The following is a 20,299-nucleotide window of genomic DNA, read 5'->3' on the forward strand; positions in this document are numbered from 1 at the left end:
CAGCACCTCCGTGCCCTGGCGGACGAGCTCAAGGGCGAGCGAGGTGCCGAACCTGCCCAGCCCGATCACCACCACCGGGTCGTCTCTCCTGTCAGCCAACGATGACCTGCTCCTCGGGGAGCTCGTAGCGGCGGGTGCGTTCCTTCAGGGCGAGCGCGGAACCGAGGGTGAGAGGCCCGAGCCGGCCCGTGAACATTAGCAGCACGAGCAACAGCTGACCGGCGGGTGTGACGTCGGCCGTGATTCCGGTGGACAGACCGGCGGTGCCGAAGGCCGAGATGACCTCGAACAGCACCCGGTCCAGGCTGTGCGGGGTCAGCACGAGCAGCGTGTAGGTCGAGACGGCGATCAGGCAGAGACCGAGCACGACGAGCGAGACCGCCTGCCGTTGCGCTGACTCGGGCAGACGGCGATGACCGATGTTCACCCGGCTCTCACCTCGCATCTCGGCCCAGACGACGAACGCCAGCAGGCCGAAGGTCGTGACCTTGATACCGCCCGCGGTCCCGGCGCTGCCGCCGCCGATGAGCATCAGCGAGTCGGTGACCAGCCAGCTGGAGGGATACATCTGCGCGATGTCCAGGCTGTTGAAGCCCGCTGTGCGCGGCATCACCGCGGCGAAGAACCCGGCCAGCACCTTGGCGGGACCGCTGAGCGGCCCCAGTGTCGCCGGGTTGGACCACTCGGTGACGGTGAGGGCCACGGTGCCCGCCGCCAGCAGAACCGCGGTGACCGTCAGGGTGATGCGGGTCAGCAGCGACCAGCGGTCGGGACGGCGCCATGAGCGCAGCAGTTCGAACACCACCGGAAACCCGAGCCCGCCCACGATCACCGCCGCCGCGATCGTCAGGCACACCCACGGGTCGGCCACGAACCGGGTGAGGTTGTCCGGCCACAGGGCGAACCCGGCGTTGTTGAACGCCGAGACCGCGTGGAAGATCCCGAGGTAGAGCGCGCGGCCGAACGACTCGCCGTATCCGGTCGCGAACCGCGCCGTGAGGACGATCGCGGCGAGCGACTCACAGGCGAGGCTGAACAGCACGACGTCGCGCACCACCCGCCGTACGTCCGCCATGTTGAGCGCCTTGGTCTCGGCCTGGGCGAACAGGCGGGCCCGCAGCCCGATCCGCCCGGTGACGAGAACGGTGAACAGGGTGGCCAGGGTCATGATGCCCAGGCCGCCCACCTGGATCAGCACGGCGATGACGACCTCGCCGAACACCGACCAGTGCGAGACCGTGTCGACGACCGTCAGGCCGGTGACGCACACGGCGGAGGTCGCGGTGAACAGCGCGGTGAGCCAGCCGGCGGACTCCCCGGAGGAGGTGGCGAACGGAAGCGCGAGCAGGGCGGTACCCACCAGCACCGCGCTCCCGAAACCGGTCACGACCACCTGAGCCGGATGCCGGAGACGATCCAGCACCGCCGGCACCCGCCCGCGCCCTCTCACGAGGCGGACTCCCCCCGTACCCGGTCGCGCAGTCGCCGGGCGGCGCCGTACCAGGCGGGAACGTCGCGTTCCTCGTCGAACCAGCGCGCGACCACCACGTCGGTGGACGAATGCAGCAGGATCGACAGCACGATCGTCACCGCGACCAGCTGGAAGACCTCCTGTGCCGCGACGATCCCGGAGCCGAGCACGATCAGGCCGTAGACCACCGAGGCGAACCCCTTGGGTCCGAACCACGCCGCCGCGGCCTGTTCCCGCAGCGTCAGCCGTGCCCCCAGGAAGGAGATCCAGATGGCCACCGGCCTGGCCAGTACCAGCGCCAGGATCGCGAACAGCCAGCCGCGCCAGCCGACTGAGCCCAGTAGCGGCCAGCTGATCAGCGCGCCGAACACCAGCAGCGCCGCCAGCTTGAACACCTCCGCGATCAACTCACCGAAGTGCTCGAACGACTCACGCTGCCGCTCGCCGAAGGTGGCCACGGTGATGCCCGCGCAGAACGCGGCCAGGAACAGGTTGCCGTGCGTCGCCTTGCCCAGCGCCAGCACCAGCAGGCCGATGGCCAGGGCGTTGAGGGGCTCGTACGCGGTGGAGGCGGAGAACCACCGGGTCTGTTCCAGCCTGATGGCCAGCCACGGGACGACGACCCCGATCAGCACCCCGACGCCGAGTTCCAGCCCCAGCTCTCCCAGGTGCAGGTCCTTCGACCCGGCGGCGACCGCCAGGAACAACATCACGAACGGCAACGCCAGCCCGTCGTTGACGCCGGACTCGACGTTGAGCAGTTGCCGCAGCCGGGGCGGCACCTTGTCGTTGCCGACCAGCGCGGCGGCGAAGACCGGGTCGGTGGGGGCCAGGATCGCGCCGATCAGCAGTGACTCGGTCCAGCCCAGGCCGATCAGGTAGTGCGCGCCCACTGCGGTGACCACCAGCGTCAGCGGCAGTCCCCAGCCCAGCGCCCGGCCCGGCAGCTTCCAGGCGCCGCTCAGGTCCTTCCAGCCGACCCGCATGCCGTCGGTGAACAGCACCGTGAACAGCGCCAGCTCGGCCAGCGTGCCGACGAGCTCGTCGCCGGGTCTCAGGGAGATCACCCCGAGCACGCCGTCGCCCAGCACGAACCCGCCGACCAGGAACAACGCCGCCGTCGACAGGATCGTCCGGCGGGCCAGGCTGGACAGCAGCACCGCCAGCAGCAGCAGACCCGCGAACGAGATCAGGAGTGTGTCCATCAGCGTTCCGCCGATCGGAGTCCGGCAAAACACCTGGTGTTCATCGGCTGCCGCATGGCCCGTGCCTCCGCCTGTGCCCAAAGGGATACGTCCTCGCCGACCAGACTTCCCGGCACACCGTGCCCAACCGTAACAGCAGCCATGAACCTCCAAGCCACGGGTACGGCGTCGCGACGGGTGGGCTCCCGGAGGCCGATCAGGTGAAGCGGCCTCACCAGGCCCAGGACGGGTCGCCGGTGGCGTCTCCGGACACCTCCCACAGCCGCTCGCGGGCGTCGGCGTCGTAGGCGAAGGCGGGGGCGTCGACCGGCCGCAGGTTCTCGTCCAGGTAGACGCCGCGCAGCGCCGCTCTGCCCCGCGCCGCGGGGTCGGCGTGCTCCTGCCAGGTGGTGGTGCGGGTGGCCAGGGTCGCGTAGGTCTCACCCAGCCGTTCCGCCGGGACCGCGAACCGGTTCTTGGGCGCGTACAGCGCGCGCAGGGCCCAGGGCAGGGCCGCGATGCGGTCGGCGTCGAGCCGTACGGCGGGCACGCGGACGCAGGCGACGTCCAGGACGCCGCGGGTGCGCAGGGCCAGCGTGTAACCGGTCATGATCTGGGCGAGCTTGGCGTGGTAGTACGCCTTGGTCGGGGTGTACCAGGCGGGATCGTCGAGGTGGTCGAAGCGGATGGCGATACGCGGCATGGTGACCAGTCCCTTGCTCGCGACGTTGATCACCCGGGGGCGGGGGGCGGCGGCCAGCGGCGGGCTCAGGAGCGCGGTGAGCAGGAAGGGCCCCAGATGATTGGTCGCCCAGAACAGCTCGTGGCCGGATGCGGTGAAGGCCGGTCGGCGCATCGTCTGGTCGAACACCGCGGCGTTGTTGATCAGGACGTCGAGACGGTCGTTCTCGCGGGAGATCCGGTCGGCCGCCGCGCCGATGGAGACCGGATCGGAGAGGTCGGCCACGACGAGGGTGGCGGGGTGGGCCGCGGAGGCGTTGATCGTCTCCAGGGCGGTCCGGCCGCGGTGCGGGTCGCGGCACAGGGCCAGGACACGGTGTCCCTGCGTGGCCAGTCGGCGTGCGGCTCGCAGGCCGATTCCGGCGTTGGCTCCCGTGACGGCGATCGTGAGTGGTTCAGGGTGAGGCATACAAAGTCCTCTTTGTTCGGAACGTTCCGAACAGCATAGAATGATCGCATGGGGACCGTCGAGGAGTTCGTGGAGAGTGCCGGGCTGTACTTCGAACGGCTGGGACTCAGCCGCACGTCCGGCCGCGTGATCGGGTGCCTGCTGGCCGACACCGGTGAGGGCCTCGACGCCCCGGGGCTGTGCGGGCGACTCGGCGTCGCCAAGAGCAGCATGAGCGTGGCCCTGCGTCAGCTGGAGCACGGCGGGCTCATCGAGCGCTACCGCCCTCCGCGAGCACGGCGGGACCACCACCGGCTGACCGAGGACGTCTTCGGGCGCGCGTTCCGGGCGAAGATGACCGAGTTCACCGCCTTCGCCGAACTGGCCGAGCAAGGGCTCGGCGCGGTGGGCGGCCATCCCGCGGCCCGTGCCCGGCTGGAACTCATGCGCGACATGTACGCGTTCATGGCACGGGAGTTCCCCAGGCTTCTCGACCGCTGGGAGGCGGAGAGAGCCGGTGTCGCCCGCCCGCCCGACGGTTCCGCCGCGGCCGACCCGCTGCGGTGATCCGCCGTCCCCAGCCGGGTGATCGGAGGCGCCCGAACGGTGGAAACCCCTGCTCTCGGGCAGGGGCTCGCTTGAGGGCGGGCGGCCAAGGGCCGAAAGCACAGGTGGCCGGGGCGCGCCCGTCAGGGATCAGGGGATGTACTTGAGGAAGTAATAGCCCGCCTGGCGGTATCGGTCGCCGGAGTCCCACCGGCAGCCTCCGAGCCCGGTGAAGTCGCCGTTCTCGGCGGCGTCCCTTACCCGGCCCAGCAAGCTTCCGAGGTCTCGTAGCGGCTGGACCAGTACCAGTTCGGCGGCAGCGGAGCGAAGGCGGAGAAGGCGCGGCTCTCGGCTGAGGCTCCGGCCTGGTAGCCGACGGACGCGGACCCGGCGCCGACCAGAACGGCTGTGCCCAGTGCCGTCGCGAGTAGCGCGGCAGGTAATCGGCGGATCTTCATGGCGGCTCCTCGGCCGGGTGGAAAGACACCTTCAGAGGACCACCGATCGATGAGGGCGGGGAGTTCACGGCTTTCCATATTCCGGACGCATGGTCCGGACAGCGGGACCGGTTTGTGCTGCGCCGAGGATCACGGGAGGTACACGTCGAAGTACCAGCCCGCCGGCCAGCCCTGGCCACCGTCGTAGTGGTAGCAGCCGCTCGCCGAGGTGTGGTCGCCACGGTCGGCGCCCTCCCGCCGGGTCGTCCAGCAGGCGTCCTGGGAGGGGAAGGGGCCCTGGCGGTACCAGTCCGGTGGCAGGGACGCAGAGGAACGGGCCTCGGCGGTGGACGTTGCGGCGGTGTCGGCGGCAGTCGCCGACGCGGCACCGGGCAGAGCGCCGACTCCGAAGGCGAGCGCAAGCGCTGCCACGGCATGCAGCGTGTGGATTTTCACCAAAGGGCTCCTCTGCGAGGCGGGGTGATCATCTCAAGATGACCATCAAATGCCGGAGCCGAGGAGCTAACGCTTTCTCATATTTCGGTCACCTGGTGCCGCTCTGCGACCCCCGCCGTCTCAAGCGGGGTCGTGAGCTCTTCATCACACGTTCGATACAGAACACAGGACTCAGAACAGGGCCTGGTTCCTCACCGATCCGATGCCCGACTGCTCTGCCGGGGAGAGGATTTCGGCCCTACAGCCCCACTGCCTGCGGTAAGACAATCGCCAGGTGACATTGACCATAGGGGCCGAGGGCCTGAGCAGTGAGCAGGCCGAACGGCTCTTGGCCGCCAACGGCCCCAACCGGGTGGCGGCCGGACAGGGGCACCGAGGGCTGCGCCTGCTGGCGGCCCAGTTCACCAGCCCGATCGTGCTGATCCTGATCGCGGCGACGGTGCTGTCGATGGTGCTGGGCGACCTCGCCGACGGGCTCATCATCATGGTGATCGTCGCGGCCAGCGGCGCGCTGGGCTTTTGGCAGGAACGCTCGGCCGGCAACGCGGTCCAGGCGCTGCTGCATCAGATCCGTCTCCACACCGAGGTGATCAGGGACGGCAGGGAGCAGTCCGTCCCCACCGAGGAGATCGTGGCCGGGGACCTGGTAGTGCTGCGTGCCGGGGACATCGTGCCGGCCGACTGCACCGTACGTGATTCACACAGCCTGCTGGTGAACGAGGCGGCGCTGACCGGCGAGTCCTTCCCTGCGGACAAGACGGACGGGGCGACGCTGTACGCCGGAACCCATGTGGCCAGCGGCAGCGGCCTGGCACACGTCGAGCGCACCGGCCGGGACACCGAACTGGCCGCGGTCAGCGCGCGGCTGACGGACCGTCAGGTGGCCACCGGGTTCGAGCGCGGCATGACCGCGTTCGGCATGTTGCTGGTGCGGGCGATGACCGTGCTGGTCACCGCCATCTTCATCGTCAACCTGGTGCTTCACCGGCCGTTCGTGGAGTCGCTGCTGTTCTCGCTGGCCCTGGCGGTGGGGCTCACCCCGCAGTTGCTGCCCGCGATCGTCGCCGTCAGCCTCTCGGCGGGCGCCCGGCGCATGGCCGCCGAGAAGGTCATCGTCAAACGGCTGGACGCGATCGAGGACTTCGGCGCCATGAGTGTCTTGTGCACCGACAAGACCGGAACCCTCACCGTGGGTGTGGTCGGCCTGGACGCCGCTCTCGACCTCCAGGGGGCGCCCAGCGCGCGGGTATTGGCACTGGCCCGGCTCAACGCCGGACTGCAGCACGGATTCGTCAACCCGCTGGACCAGGCGATCATGGCAGGCGCGCCGCCGCTGGATGCGGGCGGGCGCCTGGACGAGGTGCCGTACGACTTCCAGCGCAAGCGCCTGTCGGTGCTGGCCGAGCACACCGGAGTGCCGACCCTGGTGACCAAGGGCGCGCTGGAATCGGTGCTCCAGGTGTGCGCCACCGCCCGCGTCGGTGATCGTGTCGTCGCGCTGGAGACGGTGCGCGGGCAGGTGGAACAGCGTTTCGCCGAACTCAGCGCCGCAGGCTTCCGGGTTCTGGGGGTGTGCACCGCCGAGTTGCCCGGGCGATCGGCGGTCACCGCCGACGACGAGCGCGACATGACTCTGGCCGGGCTGCTGGCCTTCCACGACCCGGTCAAGCCCGGCGCCGCCGAGGCCGTCGGTGACCTGGCCGCGCTCGGCGTCTCCGTCCGGTTGATCACCGGCGACAACCGCCTGGCCGCCGGACAGATCGCCCGCCAGGTGGGGCTGGACGGCCCCGTGCTCACCGCAGCCGACATCGACCCTCTCACCGACCGGCAACTGGCCGAACGCGTGACGAACGTCCAGGTCTTCGCCGAGGTGGACCCCCGGCGCAAACAGCGCCTGGTGACCGCGCTGCGCGCCTCGGGCGCCACCGTCGCCTTCCTGGGTGACGGCATCAACGACGCCCCGGCGCTGCACACCGCCGACATCGGGATCTCGGTGGACACGGCGGTCGACGTGGCCAAGCAGTCAGCCGCCATCGTGCTGCTGGACAAGGACCTCAAGGTCATCGCCGACGGAATACGGCTGGGCAGACGCACCCTGGTCAACACCCTCAAATACATCCGGGTGACCATCAGCGCCAACTTCGGCAACATGCTCAGCATGGCCGCGGCGGCTGTCTTCCTGCCCTTCCTCCCGCTGCTGCCCCGTCAGATCCTGCTGCTGAACTTCCTGTCCGACATCCCGGGCACCACCATCGCCACCGACACGGTCGATCCGGAACAGCTCCGGCGGCCTCACTCCTGGGACGTCGCCCGGATCCGCACCTTCATGATCATATTCGGCCTGCTGAGCTCCGTTTTCGACATCGCCACGTTCCTGATCCTGCGAGCGGGTCTGAACGCCGGCACCGACCTGTTCCGCACCGGCTGGTTCGTGGAGTCCACCGCCACCGAACTGGCCGTCATGCTCGTGCTGCGCACCGCCCGCCCGTTCTTCCGCAGCCGCCCCTCCCCCGCGCTGTTGTCGACCAGTCTCCTGGTGGCGGCCTTCACCGTGGCCCTGCCCTACACTCCGGCCGCCGCGGTGCTGGGCCTGGTGCCGCTCCCCTGGAGCGTGCTGGCCGTACTGGCCGCGCTCACCGCCGTGTACGTCACCGCCAACGAGATGACCAAGCGCCTGTTCCACCGCGTCATGACGGTGTGACCGGACGCCCGCAGCACGAGCGGCCGTCGGGTTGGGATCTCCCCGCCCCGGCAGTTCCTGCTGCTGGTGTATCCGGCCTGCCGGGTCAGGCACGCTGGCGGCCTTTCCGGTGCCGAGCGGCTGCGGCTCCGCCAACGGGCATCGGAACGGACCACCGCTCGTCGAGGCCGCCGTCGAGGATGTGCTCGCGCGCATCTCAGGAACACCGGTCGCGGTCTCGGTCAGACCGGACAGCCGGTGCCCACGACGTTCCCGACGACCAGCGCGGTGGTCTGCGGGACCCCCGTCCAGGCTCCTTGTTCGCGGGCACGGGCCCGATGTCCACTGCGGCCAGGACCTTCGCCTCTGCCTCCGAACCGCCTCGGGCGACAGTCTGGAGGCAGTCATCCAGGAGGACCGAAACCATGAAAATGCGCGCCGCCGTCGTCACCGCCTTCGGTAAGTCTCTGGAGATCCAGGAGATCTCCGTCCCCGAACCCGGCCCCCACCAGGTTCTGGTCCGCATCGAGGCCAGCGGCCTGTGCCACACCGACATCCACGCCGCCCACGGTGACTGGCCGGTCAAGCCGGCGCTGCCCTTCACTCCCGGGCACGAGGGCGTCGGCGTCATCGAGGAGATCGGCTCCGCGGTGACCGGCCGCGCCGTCGGCGAGCGCGTCGCCATCCCGTGGCTGGGTTACGCCTGCGGCACCTGCGAGTACTGCGTCAGCGGCCGTGAGACCCTGTGCGAGTCCCAGAAGAACACCGGCTACGCCTTCGACGGCGGCCACGCCGAGTACGCCGTCGCCCACGCCGACTACGTCGTCCCGGTCCCCGACGGCCTCTCCCCCGCCGAGGCCGCCCCGCTGACCTGCGCGGGCGTCACGACCTACAAGGCCGTCAAGGTATCCGGCCTACGCCCGGCCGAGCGCGCCGCGATCTTCGGCATCGGAGGCCTGGGCCATCTCGCCCAGCAGTACGCGCAGATCTTCGGCGCCGAGACCATCGCCGTCGACATCACCGCCGACAAGCTTCGGCTCGCCGAGGAACTGGGAGCCGCCCACACCGTCAACGCCGCCACCGGTGACCCGGTCGCCGAGATCAAGGCCCTCGGCGGGGCCGACGTGGCGATCGTGCTCGCCGCCAGCCCACGCGTACTGGAGCAGGCCCATGCCTGCCTGCGACGTGGCGGCCGCCTGGTGCTGGTCTCCCTGCCCAAGGACAACGCGATGAAGCTGCCGATCTTCGAGACCGTCCTGGGGGGCATCAGTGTGATCGGCTCCATCGTCGGTACCCGCGGTGACCTGGCCGAGGTCTTCCGGCTGCACGCCGCCGGGCGAACCAGGGTGATCTACGAGACCCGCAAGCTGGAGGAGATCAACTCCTCCTTCACCGAGGTCCTCGACAGCACCGTCCCGGCCCGGCTGGTCTTCGAGCTGTGACCTCCCCTCTCCTGCGGCGCGGCCGGCGCCCGCAACATCGTCTGCCTGCTCTGGATCATCCGGTTGGGCGAGCGTCGCGGACCGTTGACAGCCGGTCTCCATGGTGGTCCCTTCCGGCGACGGACTCTGATCTCGTCGTCCGGATCAGCGACCGGGCGCCGCAGAGACCAAGGACCCGCCGGGGTGACGCGACATCCCGGCGACGCAGGACTTCCGGCCCTGCCCGCATGACCGGAAGCGCAGTGAGATGGACAAGGAACCCCCACTCCCCAAGGAGGACACGATGCGCGTGAAGGTCAGCGAGATCATGACCCGCGAGGTGACGTCCGTCGACGGCGCCACCCCGTTCAAGGACGTCGCCGAGGTGCTCATCGCCCACGGTGTCAGCGCGGTCCCGGTCGTCGACGCCGGAAACCACGTCATCGGTGTCGTCTCCGAGGCGGACCTACTGCATAAGGAGGAGTTCAAGGAGCAGTACTACCGCGAGGGCTACCAGCCACCGCTGCGCGCCCGGCTGCGCCACCGGCTCGCCCAGGAGCAGGACCGGGGCAGGGCCAAGGCGCACGGTGACACCGCCGCCGAACTGATGACCTCCCCCGCCGTCACCGTCCGCCCCCAGTCCGCGATCGTGTACGCGATACGCCTGATGGACGAGCACGGCGTCAAACGTCTGCCGGTCGTCGACGAGAACGGGGTCCTGCAGGGCATCGTCAGCCGCCAGGACCTGCTCAAGGTCTTCCTCCGCTCGGACGCGGCGATCACCGAGGAGATCCGGAGAGACATTCTGGACCGCTCTGTGTGGACCGACACCTCCCAGGTGAAGGTCTTGGTGCACCGGGGCGTGGTGACTCTGACCGGCCGGATGGAACAGCGCAGCGAGGCACAGCTCACCGCGCACATGGCGCTGCGGGTCAACGGTGTGGTCGATGTCGTCGACGAGATCCGATGGGACGAGGACGGCTCCCCCGCGTGAACGGACCGGTAGCGGTCCCGGTCGGCGGGACCATCGGCGGCGGCCGCGGGACCTTGGTCTCCGTCGCCAAGGCGCCGTAGCGGACATGCTGGTGCCAGGCAGGCAACCCCGGAAGACAAGGAGATCATGAGATGACCGTCACGAAGGAAGAAGTACGGGTCCGCGGAGCGGAGCTCGCCGAGAAGATCAAGGAGTTCATCCACGAGGGCAACGTCTGCCGGATCATCGTGAAGAACGCTCACGGGCACACCGTGCTGGAGATACCGGTCACCGTCGGGGTGGTGGCGTTCATCGCCGCTCCCGCGGTGACCGCGGTGGGCGCGCTGGCCGCACTGGCCGCGGAGTGGTCCATCGACGTCGAACGCGACGAGCCAGGCGACGAAATCGCCTAGCGCGCCGCTGCTCGGCCACGCGCACCCCCTGCTGAGGGAGCGCATCAGCTCGGCGCCGCGCCGTACGGTGGTGGTGCTCGGCTCGGGTTCGGCGTCGTCGATGACCTGCGGGGCCACGCGCTTCGGATGGCGTATCCGCCGTTAGCCCAGCGGCACACTCCACAGCAGCCGGGTTCCGCCCTCGGGGAGAGATTCGGCGGTGAAGGAGCCTCCGAGTTGCGCGGCCCGCTCCTCAAGGTTGCGCAGGCCGCTGCGGCGGCCGCCGGAGGGCAGCCCGGCCCCGTTGTCGGTCACCGCCAGGGTGATGTGACCGTCGGCGACCTGCGCCGACACCTCGGCCCTGGTCGCTTCGGCGTGCCTGACCAGGTTGGAAAGCGCCTCCCGCAGGACCGCCAGCAGATGCTCGGCCACCGGTTCGGGCACCTCACTGTCCAGGTGGCCCTCCATCCGCAGGGCGGGCATGAAGCCGAGGCGATCACGCGCCCCTTCCACCAGGGTGACGACGCGCGCACGCAAACTGGGAACGTCGGCCTGGCGTGGCGTCTGCAACGCGAAGATAGTGGAGCGGATCTGCCGGATGGTCTCGTCCAGCTCGTCGATCGCGCCCTGCAGGCGGCCGGACGCCTCGGGCCGCTCCACCAGCCGCACCGTACTCATCAAGGTCATCGCGACCGCGAACAACCGCTGAATGATCACATCGTGCAGATCCTTGGCGATTCGGTCCCGATCCTCCAGCAGGCCCAGGCGTTCGGCGTCCTGCCGAGCCTCGGCCAACTCCAGGGCGATCGCCGCCTGCCCCGCGAAGGCGTGCAGCAGGCGCAGCTCCGCCTGGCCGAACGGCATCCGGCCCACACGCCTGACCAATGACAGCACGCCTCGTACCGCCGCGCCCGCACCGAGTGGCACGGCACCGGCAGATCCGATCGGCACAACCCCCTCGAAGATCGTCGCGACGTCCGTACCCGCCGGATCGCTGATGGCGAAGGGGTCGCCGTTCACGAAGGCTCGACCTGCCAGCGAACCGGCGACGGGAACCCGGGAACGGGCGAGTCGTCCGGCGTCCCCTCCGTCCACGACCACCAGATCGAGGTTCTCCTTCGCCTCGTCGGGCAGGAGAATCGCCACGATGTCGGCGTCGATCATCTGTCTGGCCCGTTGCGCCACCAGGGTGAGGACCTCCTGTGGGTCGGCGCCGGACAGCAGGCTCGTGGTGACCTCGGAGGAAGCCGCCAGCCAGGTCTCCCTGCGGCGGGTCTGCTCGTACAGGCGTGCGTTCTCGATCGCCACGCCTGCGGCCGTGGCGAGCGCGATGACGATCGCCTCGTCCTCCTCGTCGAACTCGGCACCGCCGCGTTTCTCGGTGAGGTAGAGGTTGCCGAACACCTCATCGCGGACCCGGATCGGAACCCCGAGGAAGGACCCCATCGGAGGATGGCCGGGCGGGAACCCGTAGGACTCCGGATGGTCGGAGATGCGGGCCATCCGCAACGACTGCGGTTCCTTGATGAGCAGGCCGAGCAGGCCCAGGCCGTGCGGCCAATGCTCGATCTGGGCGATCTCCTCCTCGCTCAGCCCGACCGGGACGAACTGCACCAGGGTGTTCTCCATTCCGACTACACCCAGGGCTCCGTAGCTGGCGTCCACCAGGGTGGTCGCGGTCTCCACGATCCGACGCAGCACGGTCTCCAGGTCCAAGTCGCTGCCGACCGAGACGACGGCGTCCAGCAGCGCGTGCACGCGGTCACGCGTGGCCAGCACCGCCTCCAGCCGCGTCTGAAGCTCCGACAACAGTTCGTCCAGCCGCATGTGCGGGAACACCGAACGAGACTCACCGATCGACATGTTCCGAAGTCTGGCATCAAAACATGACAGCGCCCACCCTCAAGAGGGCGGGCGCCGGGATGCGGGTTGGGGTTGCGAGCAGGCATCTACCTGAGCACCGGGTAGGCGCGGACCAGCGGGGTGCGGCTCCACCAGGCGCCGACGCCCCAGGTGTCGCCCGCGCCCGCCAAAGCCAGCCCGATCAGGATGATCGAGTAGATCAGGTGGTCGTCCATGAACGGGTTGGTGGTCAGGGGCAGTTCGGCGGCCCACATCATCAGCAGCATCAGGGTGCCGGCGGCGGCGGCGATGCGGATGCCGGCACCCAGGAGCAGGGCGGTGCCGACGCCGAGCAGGCCGAGCATGAACAGCCAGTCGACCCAGGCCTGTCCGGCCAGGGCGGAGAACAGGCCGCCAAGGGCGTTCTCGCCGGTGCCCTTGAGGAAGCCGGTGGTGGGGCTGCCACCGGCGACCCAGGCCTTGGCGGCCGGGGTGGCGAAGCCCCAGCCGAAGGTCTTGTCCAGGAACGCCCACAGGAAGACCCACCCCAGCGCGATACGGGCGGCGGCCCAGGCGTAGCGGGCCCGGTGCGTGCCGTCCGAGGACGAGGCGGCGCTGTGCGGAGCGAGAGGGGAAACGCGGCGTCCTGCGGTGATGGCCATGACCGTTCCTTTCAGGGGGGTTTGTCGCTTCCCATCACATCGGCTGCGACGTCCGGTGTGCAGTGCCGTACGGCTTGAGCCGCAGGGACCTTCGACCTCACCTAACCCCACCGGCGAACCGGCCGGTGGCCGTGTCCGGGCCGTTCCGGGCCGCGTCCGGAACCGGTGGTGGCCTCTGCCGAAAGTCCTTCCGGCGAGGACTTCGGCCCCTACTTCCCCGCGCCGCCCGGGGATGGGATTCAGGTGAAGGCACCCACGGAAGGTGAAGAAGATGAACACGCTGGTGCGCGGGGGTTCCACGGGACTCTTCCCTGAGATCTTCGGCCGGCCGGGCTCACCGTTGGCGGAGCCGTGGCCCACGGCAGGACAGCCGATCCGGCTTGAGGACTACGTCGAGGACGACCGCTACGTACTGCGCGCCGAGCTGCCGGGCATCGATCCGGGCAAGGACCTGAAGATCACTCTCACCGGCGGTGTGCTCACCGTCCGCGCCGAACGCCGCCGCAAGGGCCGGGACGGCCACCGCACCGAGTTCCGCTACGGCACGTTCTCCCGTTCCATCGCGCTGCCCCCCGCAGCCGACGCCAAGGACGTCAAGGCGACGTACGCCAAGGGGATCCTCACCGTCAGCGTGAGGCTCACCCGTGTCGAGCGACCCGGTATGCGAACCCCCGTCGAGAACCCCACCCCCAGGAGGAAGCGATGCGCGTGAACGTCGGCGACGTGATGACCCGCACGGTGGTGTCGGTCAGCGGTGACACCTCGTGCAAGGACGTCGCCGAGGCGCTCGTCGCCCACGGCGTCAGCGCGGTTCCCGTACTGGACGCCGACGGCCACGTCATCGGCGTCGTCTCCGAGGCCGACCTGCTGCTGAAGCAGGAGCTCAAGGACCGCTACCACCACGAGGAACGCAGGCCGGCGTCGCGAACCCGGCCATCTCATCCGATCGGCCTCGGGGAGAACGGTGAAAGGACACACGAGAACACCGCCGCCGATGTGATGACCTCTCCCGCCGTCACGGTCGAACCACAGCAGGCCACCGCCTACGCCATGAGGCTGATGGACGCCAACGGGATCAAACGTCTGCCGGTCGTCGATCGGCGGGGCAGGCTCGTCGGCATCGTCAGCCGTCGTGACCTGCTAAAGATCCTCATCCGGCCGGACGCCGACATCGCCCGGGAGATCCAGGAAGACGTCCTGGGCCGCTACCCACGCCAGGACGCCTCCACGATCTCGCTGTCGGTGGATCGAGGGATCGTGAGGCTGACCGGACGGGTGAAACGACGCAGCGACGCGCGGATCACGGCACACATGGCGACCATGACGAACGGTGTACTCGACGTGATCGACGAGCTGAAGTGGGACGAGGACGACGCCCCGGCTCCGCAGGATCGATGACCCCACCTCCCGTGGCGGCAAGGACGCTGGTCGAGGTCGGCCTTGCCGCCTACGGTCACACACTGGACCCACGCGTACGGGAGACCTTCACCAGATGCTGGAGCCTGCCCTGCGATTGCCCGCCGTCTGGCCGAGCTCGGTCGCCCCACCGGGTGCGCTTCGTCCTCGTACCCGGCCTCACCGAGGATCCGGCCGCCGTCGAGGAACCGGTGCGCTTCGTCGCCAAGCTGGGCAACGTCGAGCGCCTTTCGGTGAGGGACGTGGTGCCGGATTCACCCGTCAAAGGTCGCCGCGTCTCTTCCCGTCGAGCGTCCGGGCGAGATCACAGAGCAGCGGGGTGAGCAGCGCCGCCGTCAGGGCCATCGCCCATCCGGCGGAGGGCGGCGGCACCAGCGCCAGTGCCGCACCGAGCGGCGGGACGAGGGTGACCAGCGTCTGGAGCAGGCCGGTGGAGACAACCGCGATCAGCAGCGCGCGCCCGTGCCACCAGCCGCGTTCGAAGGTCCACCGGTGGGCCCGTACGACGTAGGCGAGGGTGAGCCGGGCGAAGACCAGGGTCAGGACCGCCTGGGTGCGGACCTGTTCGTCGCTCCAGCCCATCCGGCGCGCGGCCTCGACCCCGGCGATCACGAGCAGGCCCACGACCAGCGATCGCACCGCGACGCGGCCGAGCACGGCCCTCGACAGCAGACCACCACGAGGAGGCCGCAAGGCCAGTGGATCGCCCGACGGCTTGTCGACGCCGAGAGCGATGGCGGGGATGCCGTCGAGCACCAGGTTGATCCAGAGCAGGTGCACGGGAAGCAGCGGGATGATCAGATCCGGCCAGAGAACCAGACCGGTGAGGACCAAGAGGATCTCAGCCAGGTTACCGGTCAGCAGGTAGCCGATCATGGAGGAGACGTTGTGGCGCAGACGCCGTCCCTCGCGCACTCCGGTGACGACGGTGCCGAGTTCACCGTTGGTGACGACCACGGCGGCGGCCTCCCGGGCGACGTCGGTGCCCTCGTCGCCGGCCATCGCCACCCCCACGTCCGCGTGGCGCAGGGCGGGGGCGTCGTTGACTCCGTCACCCGTCATGGTGACGACCTCACCGCCCTCACGCAGCACACGGACCAGTTCCAGCTTGGTGGCCGGATCCACCCGGGCCAGCACGCCCGCCCGGCGCAGCCGTGCGGCCCTGCCGGTGCCGTCGCCGTCGAGGCAGGCGCCGGTGACCACAGGATCGGGGACGATGCCGACCTCCTCGGCCACGGTGCGGGCGGTGTCGCCATGGTCTCCGGTCACCATCACCACCCGGATTCCGGCCGCCCGGCAGTCGGCCACCGCCTGACGGGCCGAGGGCCTGACCTCATCACGCAGCCCCACCAGGCCCAGCGGACGTAACCCATCCACGTCAAGATCCATGGTGTCCGCCTCGGCGAAGGCCAGCACACGCAGTCCCCGGCGGGCGAGGGTCTCCACCTCACCGGCCAGGTGCCTGACCCGTTCATCGTCGGTGCAGCGAGCCAGCACGACCTCCGGTGCGCCCTTCACGGTCAGCAACGGGCCGGTGGTCACCACGGCCATGGACCGGGTATCCGCGTCGAACGGCCGGGTGGCCAGACGGACGTCCCCGTTGGCGAGCCGTGCCCCGTTTTCCCTGGCGGCCGCCTGAAGCGCGATGTCGACGGCGTCGCCGAGCCCGTCGCGGGCGTCGTTGCAACGCAACGCGGCCCGCCACAGGTCCGCGCCGGGGACCGTCACCTGGTCGACGACCGCGAGCCTGCCCGTGGTGAGCGTTCCGGTCTTGTCGGAGGCGATGACGGTGGTGGCTCCCAGGGCTTCGATCGCCGAGAGCCTGCGGACGATCACCCCCAGTTTCGCCATCCGCTGGGAGCCGAGGGCCAGGGCGGTGGTGACCGCGGCGGCCAGGCTCTCGGGAACCGCGGCGATGGCCAGCGCGACCCCGGCCAGCACGATGTCCGGCAGCGCCGCCTCTCCCCTGCCGACCCTGGTCAGGCCCATCACCACCATGGCCGCGCCCGCGGCCAGGGCCAGCAGGCCCATCCTCCGGGAGGCCTGCGCCAGATCGATCTCCAGCGGCCCCTTGGGGCTCCGTCCCCGCAACGCGTCGGCGATGCGGCCGGTCTCGGTCGCGGCGCCGGTCCGTTCCACCACCGCCGTCCCCGAACCGCGTACGACGAGGGTGCCGGAGAACAACTCACCGTCGCGGTCACCGAGCGGGACACCGGAACCGGTCGCGCCGCCGGCCCGTTTGGCCGCCGACTGCGACTCCCCCGTCAGTACGGCCTCGTCGACGGCCAGGGAGGTGGCCTCGATCAGGCAGGCGTCGGCGGCCACCCGGTCACCGGCCGCGACCTCGATCACATCGCCGGGCACGATCTCGGTGGCGGGGACGCGCCGGGTGACGCCGCCGCGCCGTACCTTGGCCAGCGGCGTGGTAAGCGAGCGCAGGGCGCGGACCGCCCGGTCGGCCTTGGTCTCCTGGCTGACCCCGATGACCACGTTGACCAGCAGGATCGCCAGGATCGCCACCCCTTCGGGGATCTCGGCCAGGACGAGCAGCGTCACCAACCCGGCGATCAGCAGCAGGATCGACGGCGGGTCGGCCAGCTGTCGTCCCGCGCGGGCGAGGAGCGTGGGGGGATCGGGTTGGGGCAGTTCGTTGGGTCCGTGCTTGTTCAGCGACTGGGCGACCTCGGCCTCGTCGAGTCCAGGCGTGACGCCTGCGTCGGTGTGCATGCGTCCAGCAGATCATCATGGCTTCGTCCGGAGCGTGAGGCGAAGGACACCGACGATCGGGACCTTCGGCCCCTGAGCACCGTGCGTTGCCGGACGGGCCCGGTTTCCCTGCTGGTGCTCTCCCAGGCGTCGCCGGAACCCTGTGCGGACCGCCCCACGAACGCGGTCCACGCTCCCGGTTCAGGACCGGTCCTTCTCGGCCCGCTCAGGCGGCCCGTCAACCCGGTCGGCTGTTCCACGACGCTCCGGCGTGATCGGAGCGAGATCGGTGATCCGGTACCGGAAGAACTCCCCTTCGGCCCAGCGGCCGGTGCCGAAGAACCATCCCACTCTTCCCGCACTGGGGACGGTGACACCGCCGAAGGTGGCCCAGGCCGTGATCTCGCCTCCGAAGGGGTGCCATCCCCAGGATCCGGTGTTGTCCGGGTCTCCCCACCGGTCGAAGACGAACGACCGGATCCGGCCGTCGGCGGTGAGTTCGTAGCAGGTCCGGACCGTCTCACCGTCGACGGAGTGGCTGACGCCGATGTGCGTGTCGTCGTCGGCCCACCATGTCGCCCCGAAACGGGGCAGCAGCGCCGTCGGCGCCCAGCACGCCTCCGCTCCCGCCCGCTGCGCGGCCGAACGGGACACATCGCCTCCCTCGGCGTGGACCAGGGGAACCAGACCGGCCACCTTCCAGTCCATGCCGCCGTGTCCTGCGGCGTAGTGGTCCGAGCCGGTGATGAGGGCGGCGACGCGCGCCGTCCACACGAAACCCCGGTGCGGGGCGAGTACCTGACGGGCCCGGAACGGCAGCCACCTTCCGATCTTGATGCTGCCCCGCATGCGCAGGCGGACGGCCATCGCCAGAGGCGTGCCCGGCGCGATGGCACCCACGAGGTGCCTGCGTACCGGCGCGGGTAGTTCCGCGACCTCGGCCGCGGTGAAAGCCGCAGGGGCGGGCAGCCGTGTCAGGAGTGCCGCTTCGAGGTGTGACCGCTGCGTTCTGTTCATGCCGTCTCCCCGTCACGCCTCACAAGCAGGAAGGCCAACAGTGCTCCCGTAAGGACGACCACGTCCACGACGACGCCCGCGCCGGTCTGGGAGAGATCGGCCAGCAGGATCGGCAGCGACAGGGCCGTGGCCGCGAGCACGGTAGGCGCCCAGGCAGGACGCCCCACCGCCAGCAGTACGGCGGCGCAGCAGAACAGCGCGGCCGCGCCGAGCCACACCACCCCCACCAGCCGGCCTCCGGCCGTTCCGGGATCCGGCACCATCCGCCCGTAGGTAAGCTCGCCCACCTCGGTGATCCTCCACAGCAGCAGGAACCCGGCGATGTGGATGACACCGTGGACGAACAGGACGGCTCCTCCTCCGATACGCAGCCACGTGCGCACGCCGCGCCGCGTCGTCGGCAGCCCACGCGACCGCGGCCCGCGAGGAGATGAGTCGTCCGCACCTGCCACTAAATGTGCTGGCATGTCCTCCTCCTTGGTTCTCGCTTCCATCTGATCGTGCGGTGGCGTTTCGCGCAGCGGCCGAAGGGCCTGACCGTCTGGGACTTCCGGCTCCCGCCGTTCCCCCTTCCGCCGGTGGGATAGAGGAGACGGCAAGCGGACCGCAGGAGCGGAAACCACTCCCCTCTCACCGGGAGGATCTCGATGGTCGAACACGTGACGACCCCGGGCGACCTGGGTCGCCGGATGAGCAGAAGGCGTGAGGACCTGGGCCTGACCCGTGAGCGGTTGGCCGGCCAGGCGGAATCGACCCGCTCTACCTGGCATACCTGTCACCTGGGCGGTCAAGCTCCGGCCAGTCGAGGCGTGGCCGAGGGCGGGGCAAGCAGCCTAAACTCCCGTTGTCGGCGCGGTGCTCCGCCCGCCATCGCTCCATTGACGGTGAGGTGTCCGAGGCAGAGCTCGCCAAGGAGTACCGGTGAGCCGCTCGACGCTCCATCGCATTGTTCGCGCTGCGCCTGAGCGGGGAAGCAGGCGCGTTGCCTGCCCAGGACGCTGCGTCGCTTTGTTCCCGTCCTCTGTTCGCTGATCTGGAGAAGTACTTGTGACCATGGAAAACCCCGGAGGGGTCACCGCGAAGCTGGCGGTCCTGATCGATGCGGACAACGCCACGCCCACGGTGATCGAGGAGCTGCTGGCTGAGGTCGCCAGGTATGGGACCGCCCACGTCAAGCGTGCCTACGGCGATTGGACGGATCCGCGTCTCAAGGGCTGGAAGGATCGGCTGCTCGCCCAGTCGATTCAGCCCATGCAGCAGTTCGCCTACACCACCGGCAAGAACGCCACCGACGCCGCGATGGTCATCGATGCGATGGACCTGCTGTACACGGGCCGCTTCGACGGGTTCTGCATCGTTTCCTCCGACAGTGACTTCACCCGTCTGGCCGCCCGTATCCGCGAGTCCGGGCTGACCGTGTACGGGTTCGGGGAACGCAAGACGTCCAAGCCGTTCGTCGCGGCCTGCGACAAGTTCATCTACATCGAGAACCTGCGCCCCGGTGCCCGGGCCAGGCCCGTCTCGTCGGCCCCGCCGAGGGGCCTGTCCGATGACGCCGACCTGATCAACCTGCTGCGCCGTGCCGTGGAGGCCGCCTCCGACGACGAGGGCTGGGCGAACCTTGCGAGTGTCGGCCACATCGTCACCAAGCAACGCCCTGACTTCGACCCCCGCAACTACGGCTATCCCAAGTTCAGCGACCTGTTCGCCGCCACGGACGCGTTCCAGGTGGAGCGTCGCATGCCCGGCGGTGGAAAGACCGCGGTTGTCTACGCTCGCGACAAGGCCCGGACCGATGCCCTGTAGACGGCGCAACGGACGCCGCTGAATGGTCGCGGTCACACCATCACACCCACTCGGAAACGCCTCTACTCGGCGTCAGGCCTCACCGCTTACGCCCTCAGCAGCGGCGCCTTCCCACAAGAGATCAACTCAGCGGGTCGATTATCTGCAATCGATGGGCGTCC

19 protein-coding genes and 1 pseudogene are annotated in these 20,299 nt (G+C 69.7%); 8 read left to right on the top strand and 12 right to left on the bottom strand.

The features are described from left to right. From ABT340_RS40605 to ABT340_RS40620, 4 genes and pseudogenes are all read right to left on the bottom strand, one after another. A pseudogene (locus tag ABT340_RS40605) lies at positions 1 to 99 on the bottom strand (TrkA family potassium uptake protein); the annotation flags it as partial. Next, the gene (locus tag ABT340_RS40610) at positions 92 to 1,432 is read right to left on the bottom strand and encodes a TrkH family potassium uptake protein (protein WP_352016312.1); all 1,341 of its coding nucleotides are present in this window, start codon (positions 1,430 to 1,432) and stop codon (positions 92 to 94) included. The gene ABT340_RS40610 and the pseudogene ABT340_RS40605, both read right to left, overlap by 8 nt. Before the next feature lie 14 nt (positions 1,433 to 1,446). Next, on the bottom strand, positions 1,447 to 2,676 hold the full coding sequence (locus tag ABT340_RS40615; protein ID WP_352016276.1) for a cation:proton antiporter: 1,230 nt from the start codon (positions 2,674 to 2,676) through the stop codon (positions 1,447 to 1,449). Between the two features lie 211 nt (positions 2,677 to 2,887). Beyond that, on the bottom strand, positions 2,888 to 3,805 hold the full coding sequence (locus ABT340_RS40620) for an SDR family NAD(P)-dependent oxidoreductase (protein ID WP_352016277.1): 918 nt from the start codon (positions 3,803 to 3,805) through the stop codon (positions 2,888 to 2,890). A 48-nt stretch (positions 3,806 to 3,853) separates the two neighbouring features. On the opposite strand from ABT340_RS40620, the gene ABT340_RS40625 reads away from it, so the two are divergent. Beyond that, the gene (locus ABT340_RS40625) at positions 3,854 to 4,351 is read left to right on the top strand and encodes a GbsR/MarR family transcriptional regulator (protein ID WP_352016278.1); all 498 of its coding nucleotides are present in this window, start codon (positions 3,854 to 3,856) and stop codon (positions 4,349 to 4,351) included. A 129-nt stretch (positions 4,352 to 4,480) separates the two neighbouring features. Here the strand turns inward: ABT340_RS40625 and ABT340_RS40630 are convergent, their stop codons facing one another. The 3 genes from ABT340_RS40630 to ABT340_RS40640 all read right to left on the bottom strand — a co-directional run bounded on the left by ABT340_RS40630 (position 4,481) and on the right by ABT340_RS40640 (position 5,199). After that, entirely contained in the window at positions 4,481 to 4,603 is a 123-nt protein-coding gene (locus ABT340_RS40630) for a hypothetical protein (protein ID WP_352016279.1), read from the bottom strand. Next, the gene (locus ABT340_RS40635) at positions 4,588 to 4,788 is read right to left on the bottom strand and encodes a hypothetical protein (protein ID WP_352016280.1); all 201 of its coding nucleotides are present in this window, start codon (positions 4,786 to 4,788) and stop codon (positions 4,588 to 4,590) included. Before ABT340_RS40635 ends, ABT340_RS40630 begins: the two co-directional genes overlap by 16 nt. A gap of 129 nt (positions 4,789 to 4,917) precedes the next feature. Next, on the bottom strand, positions 4,918 to 5,199 hold the full coding sequence (locus ABT340_RS40640; RefSeq protein WP_352016281.1) for a hypothetical protein: 282 nt from the start codon (positions 5,197 to 5,199) through the stop codon (positions 4,918 to 4,920). A 298-nt stretch (positions 5,200 to 5,497) separates the two neighbouring features. Between ABT340_RS40640 and mgtA the strand changes: the two genes are divergently transcribed. The 4 genes from mgtA (at position 5,498) to ABT340_RS40660 (ending at position 10,710) form a co-directional block, all read left to right on the top strand. Beyond that, positions 5,498 to 7,924, top strand: coding sequence for a magnesium-translocating P-type ATPase (gene mgtA / locus ABT340_RS40645; RefSeq protein ID WP_352016282.1), 2,427 nt, complete (start codon positions 5,498 to 5,500; stop codon positions 7,922 to 7,924). A gap of 404 nt (positions 7,925 to 8,328) precedes the next feature. Continuing rightward, positions 8,329 to 9,345 (top strand): zinc-dependent alcohol dehydrogenase, encoded by a 1,017-nt coding sequence (locus tag ABT340_RS40650; protein ID WP_352016283.1) that lies wholly within the window; start codon positions 8,329 to 8,331, stop codon positions 9,343 to 9,345. 283 nt (positions 9,346 to 9,628) lie between these two features. After that, a complete protein-coding gene (locus ABT340_RS40655) occupies positions 9,629 to 10,318 on the top strand; it encodes a CBS domain-containing protein (RefSeq protein WP_352016284.1) in 690 nt (229 codons plus the stop codon). Positions 10,319 to 10,449: 131 nt separating this feature from the next. Continuing rightward, complete coding sequence (locus ABT340_RS40660; protein WP_352016285.1) at positions 10,450 to 10,710, top strand: DUF4342 domain-containing protein; 261 nt, start codon at positions 10,450 to 10,452, stop codon at positions 10,708 to 10,710. Positions 10,711 to 10,851: 141 nt separating this feature from the next. On the opposite strand, the gene ABT340_RS40665 is transcribed toward ABT340_RS40660, so the two are convergent. After that, positions 10,852 to 12,552, bottom strand: coding sequence for a sensor histidine kinase (locus ABT340_RS40665; RefSeq protein WP_352016286.1), 1,701 nt, complete (start codon positions 12,550 to 12,552; stop codon positions 10,852 to 10,854). A gap of 86 nt (positions 12,553 to 12,638) precedes the next feature. Continuing rightward, positions 12,639 to 13,193 carry a hypothetical protein gene (locus ABT340_RS40670; RefSeq protein WP_352016287.1) on the bottom strand — a complete coding sequence of 185 codons (555 nt, stop codon included), beginning with the start codon at positions 13,191 to 13,193 and terminating at the stop codon, positions 12,639 to 12,641. Positions 13,194 to 13,464: 271 nt separating this feature from the next. On the opposite strand from ABT340_RS40670, the gene ABT340_RS40675 reads away from it, so the two are divergent. Continuing rightward, on the top strand, positions 13,465 to 13,905 hold the full coding sequence (locus ABT340_RS40675; RefSeq protein ID WP_352016288.1) for an Hsp20/alpha crystallin family protein: 441 nt from the start codon (positions 13,465 to 13,467) through the stop codon (positions 13,903 to 13,905). Continuing rightward, positions 13,896 to 14,591, top strand: coding sequence for a CBS domain-containing protein (locus tag ABT340_RS40680; protein ID WP_352016289.1), 696 nt, complete (start codon positions 13,896 to 13,898; stop codon positions 14,589 to 14,591). Before ABT340_RS40675 ends, ABT340_RS40680 begins: the two co-directional genes overlap by 10 nt. Positions 14,592 to 14,870: 279 nt before the next feature. Here the strand turns inward: ABT340_RS40680 and ABT340_RS40685 are convergent, their stop codons facing one another. The 3 genes from ABT340_RS40685 to ABT340_RS40695 all read right to left on the bottom strand — a co-directional run bounded on the left by ABT340_RS40685 (position 14,871) and on the right by ABT340_RS40695 (position 18,715). Further along, positions 14,871 to 17,336, bottom strand: coding sequence for a cation-translocating P-type ATPase (locus tag ABT340_RS40685; RefSeq protein ID WP_352016290.1), 2,466 nt, complete (start codon positions 17,334 to 17,336; stop codon positions 14,871 to 14,873). A 180-nt stretch (positions 17,337 to 17,516) separates the two neighbouring features. Further along, positions 17,517 to 18,332, bottom strand: a complete 816-nt coding sequence (locus tag ABT340_RS40690; RefSeq protein WP_352016291.1) for a DUF6544 family protein — start codon at positions 18,330 to 18,332, stop codon at positions 17,517 to 17,519. Continuing rightward, complete coding sequence (locus tag ABT340_RS40695) at positions 18,329 to 18,715, bottom strand: hypothetical protein (RefSeq protein WP_352016292.1); 387 nt, start codon at positions 18,713 to 18,715, stop codon at positions 18,329 to 18,331. Before ABT340_RS40695 ends, ABT340_RS40690 begins: the two co-directional genes overlap by 4 nt. Positions 18,716 to 19,385: 670 nt before the next feature. On the opposite strand from ABT340_RS40695, the gene ABT340_RS40700 reads away from it, so the two are divergent. Then, positions 19,386 to 20,138, top strand: coding sequence for an NYN domain-containing protein (locus tag ABT340_RS40700; protein ID WP_352016293.1), 753 nt, complete (start codon positions 19,386 to 19,388; stop codon positions 20,136 to 20,138). Positions 20,139 to 20,299 lie beyond the last annotated feature (161 nt).

Source organism: Streptosporangium sp. NPDC000239 (assembly GCF_040300765.1).
In the GTDB taxonomy this organism is placed as follows: Bacteria; Actinomycetota; Actinomycetes; order Streptosporangiales; family Streptosporangiaceae; genus Streptosporangium.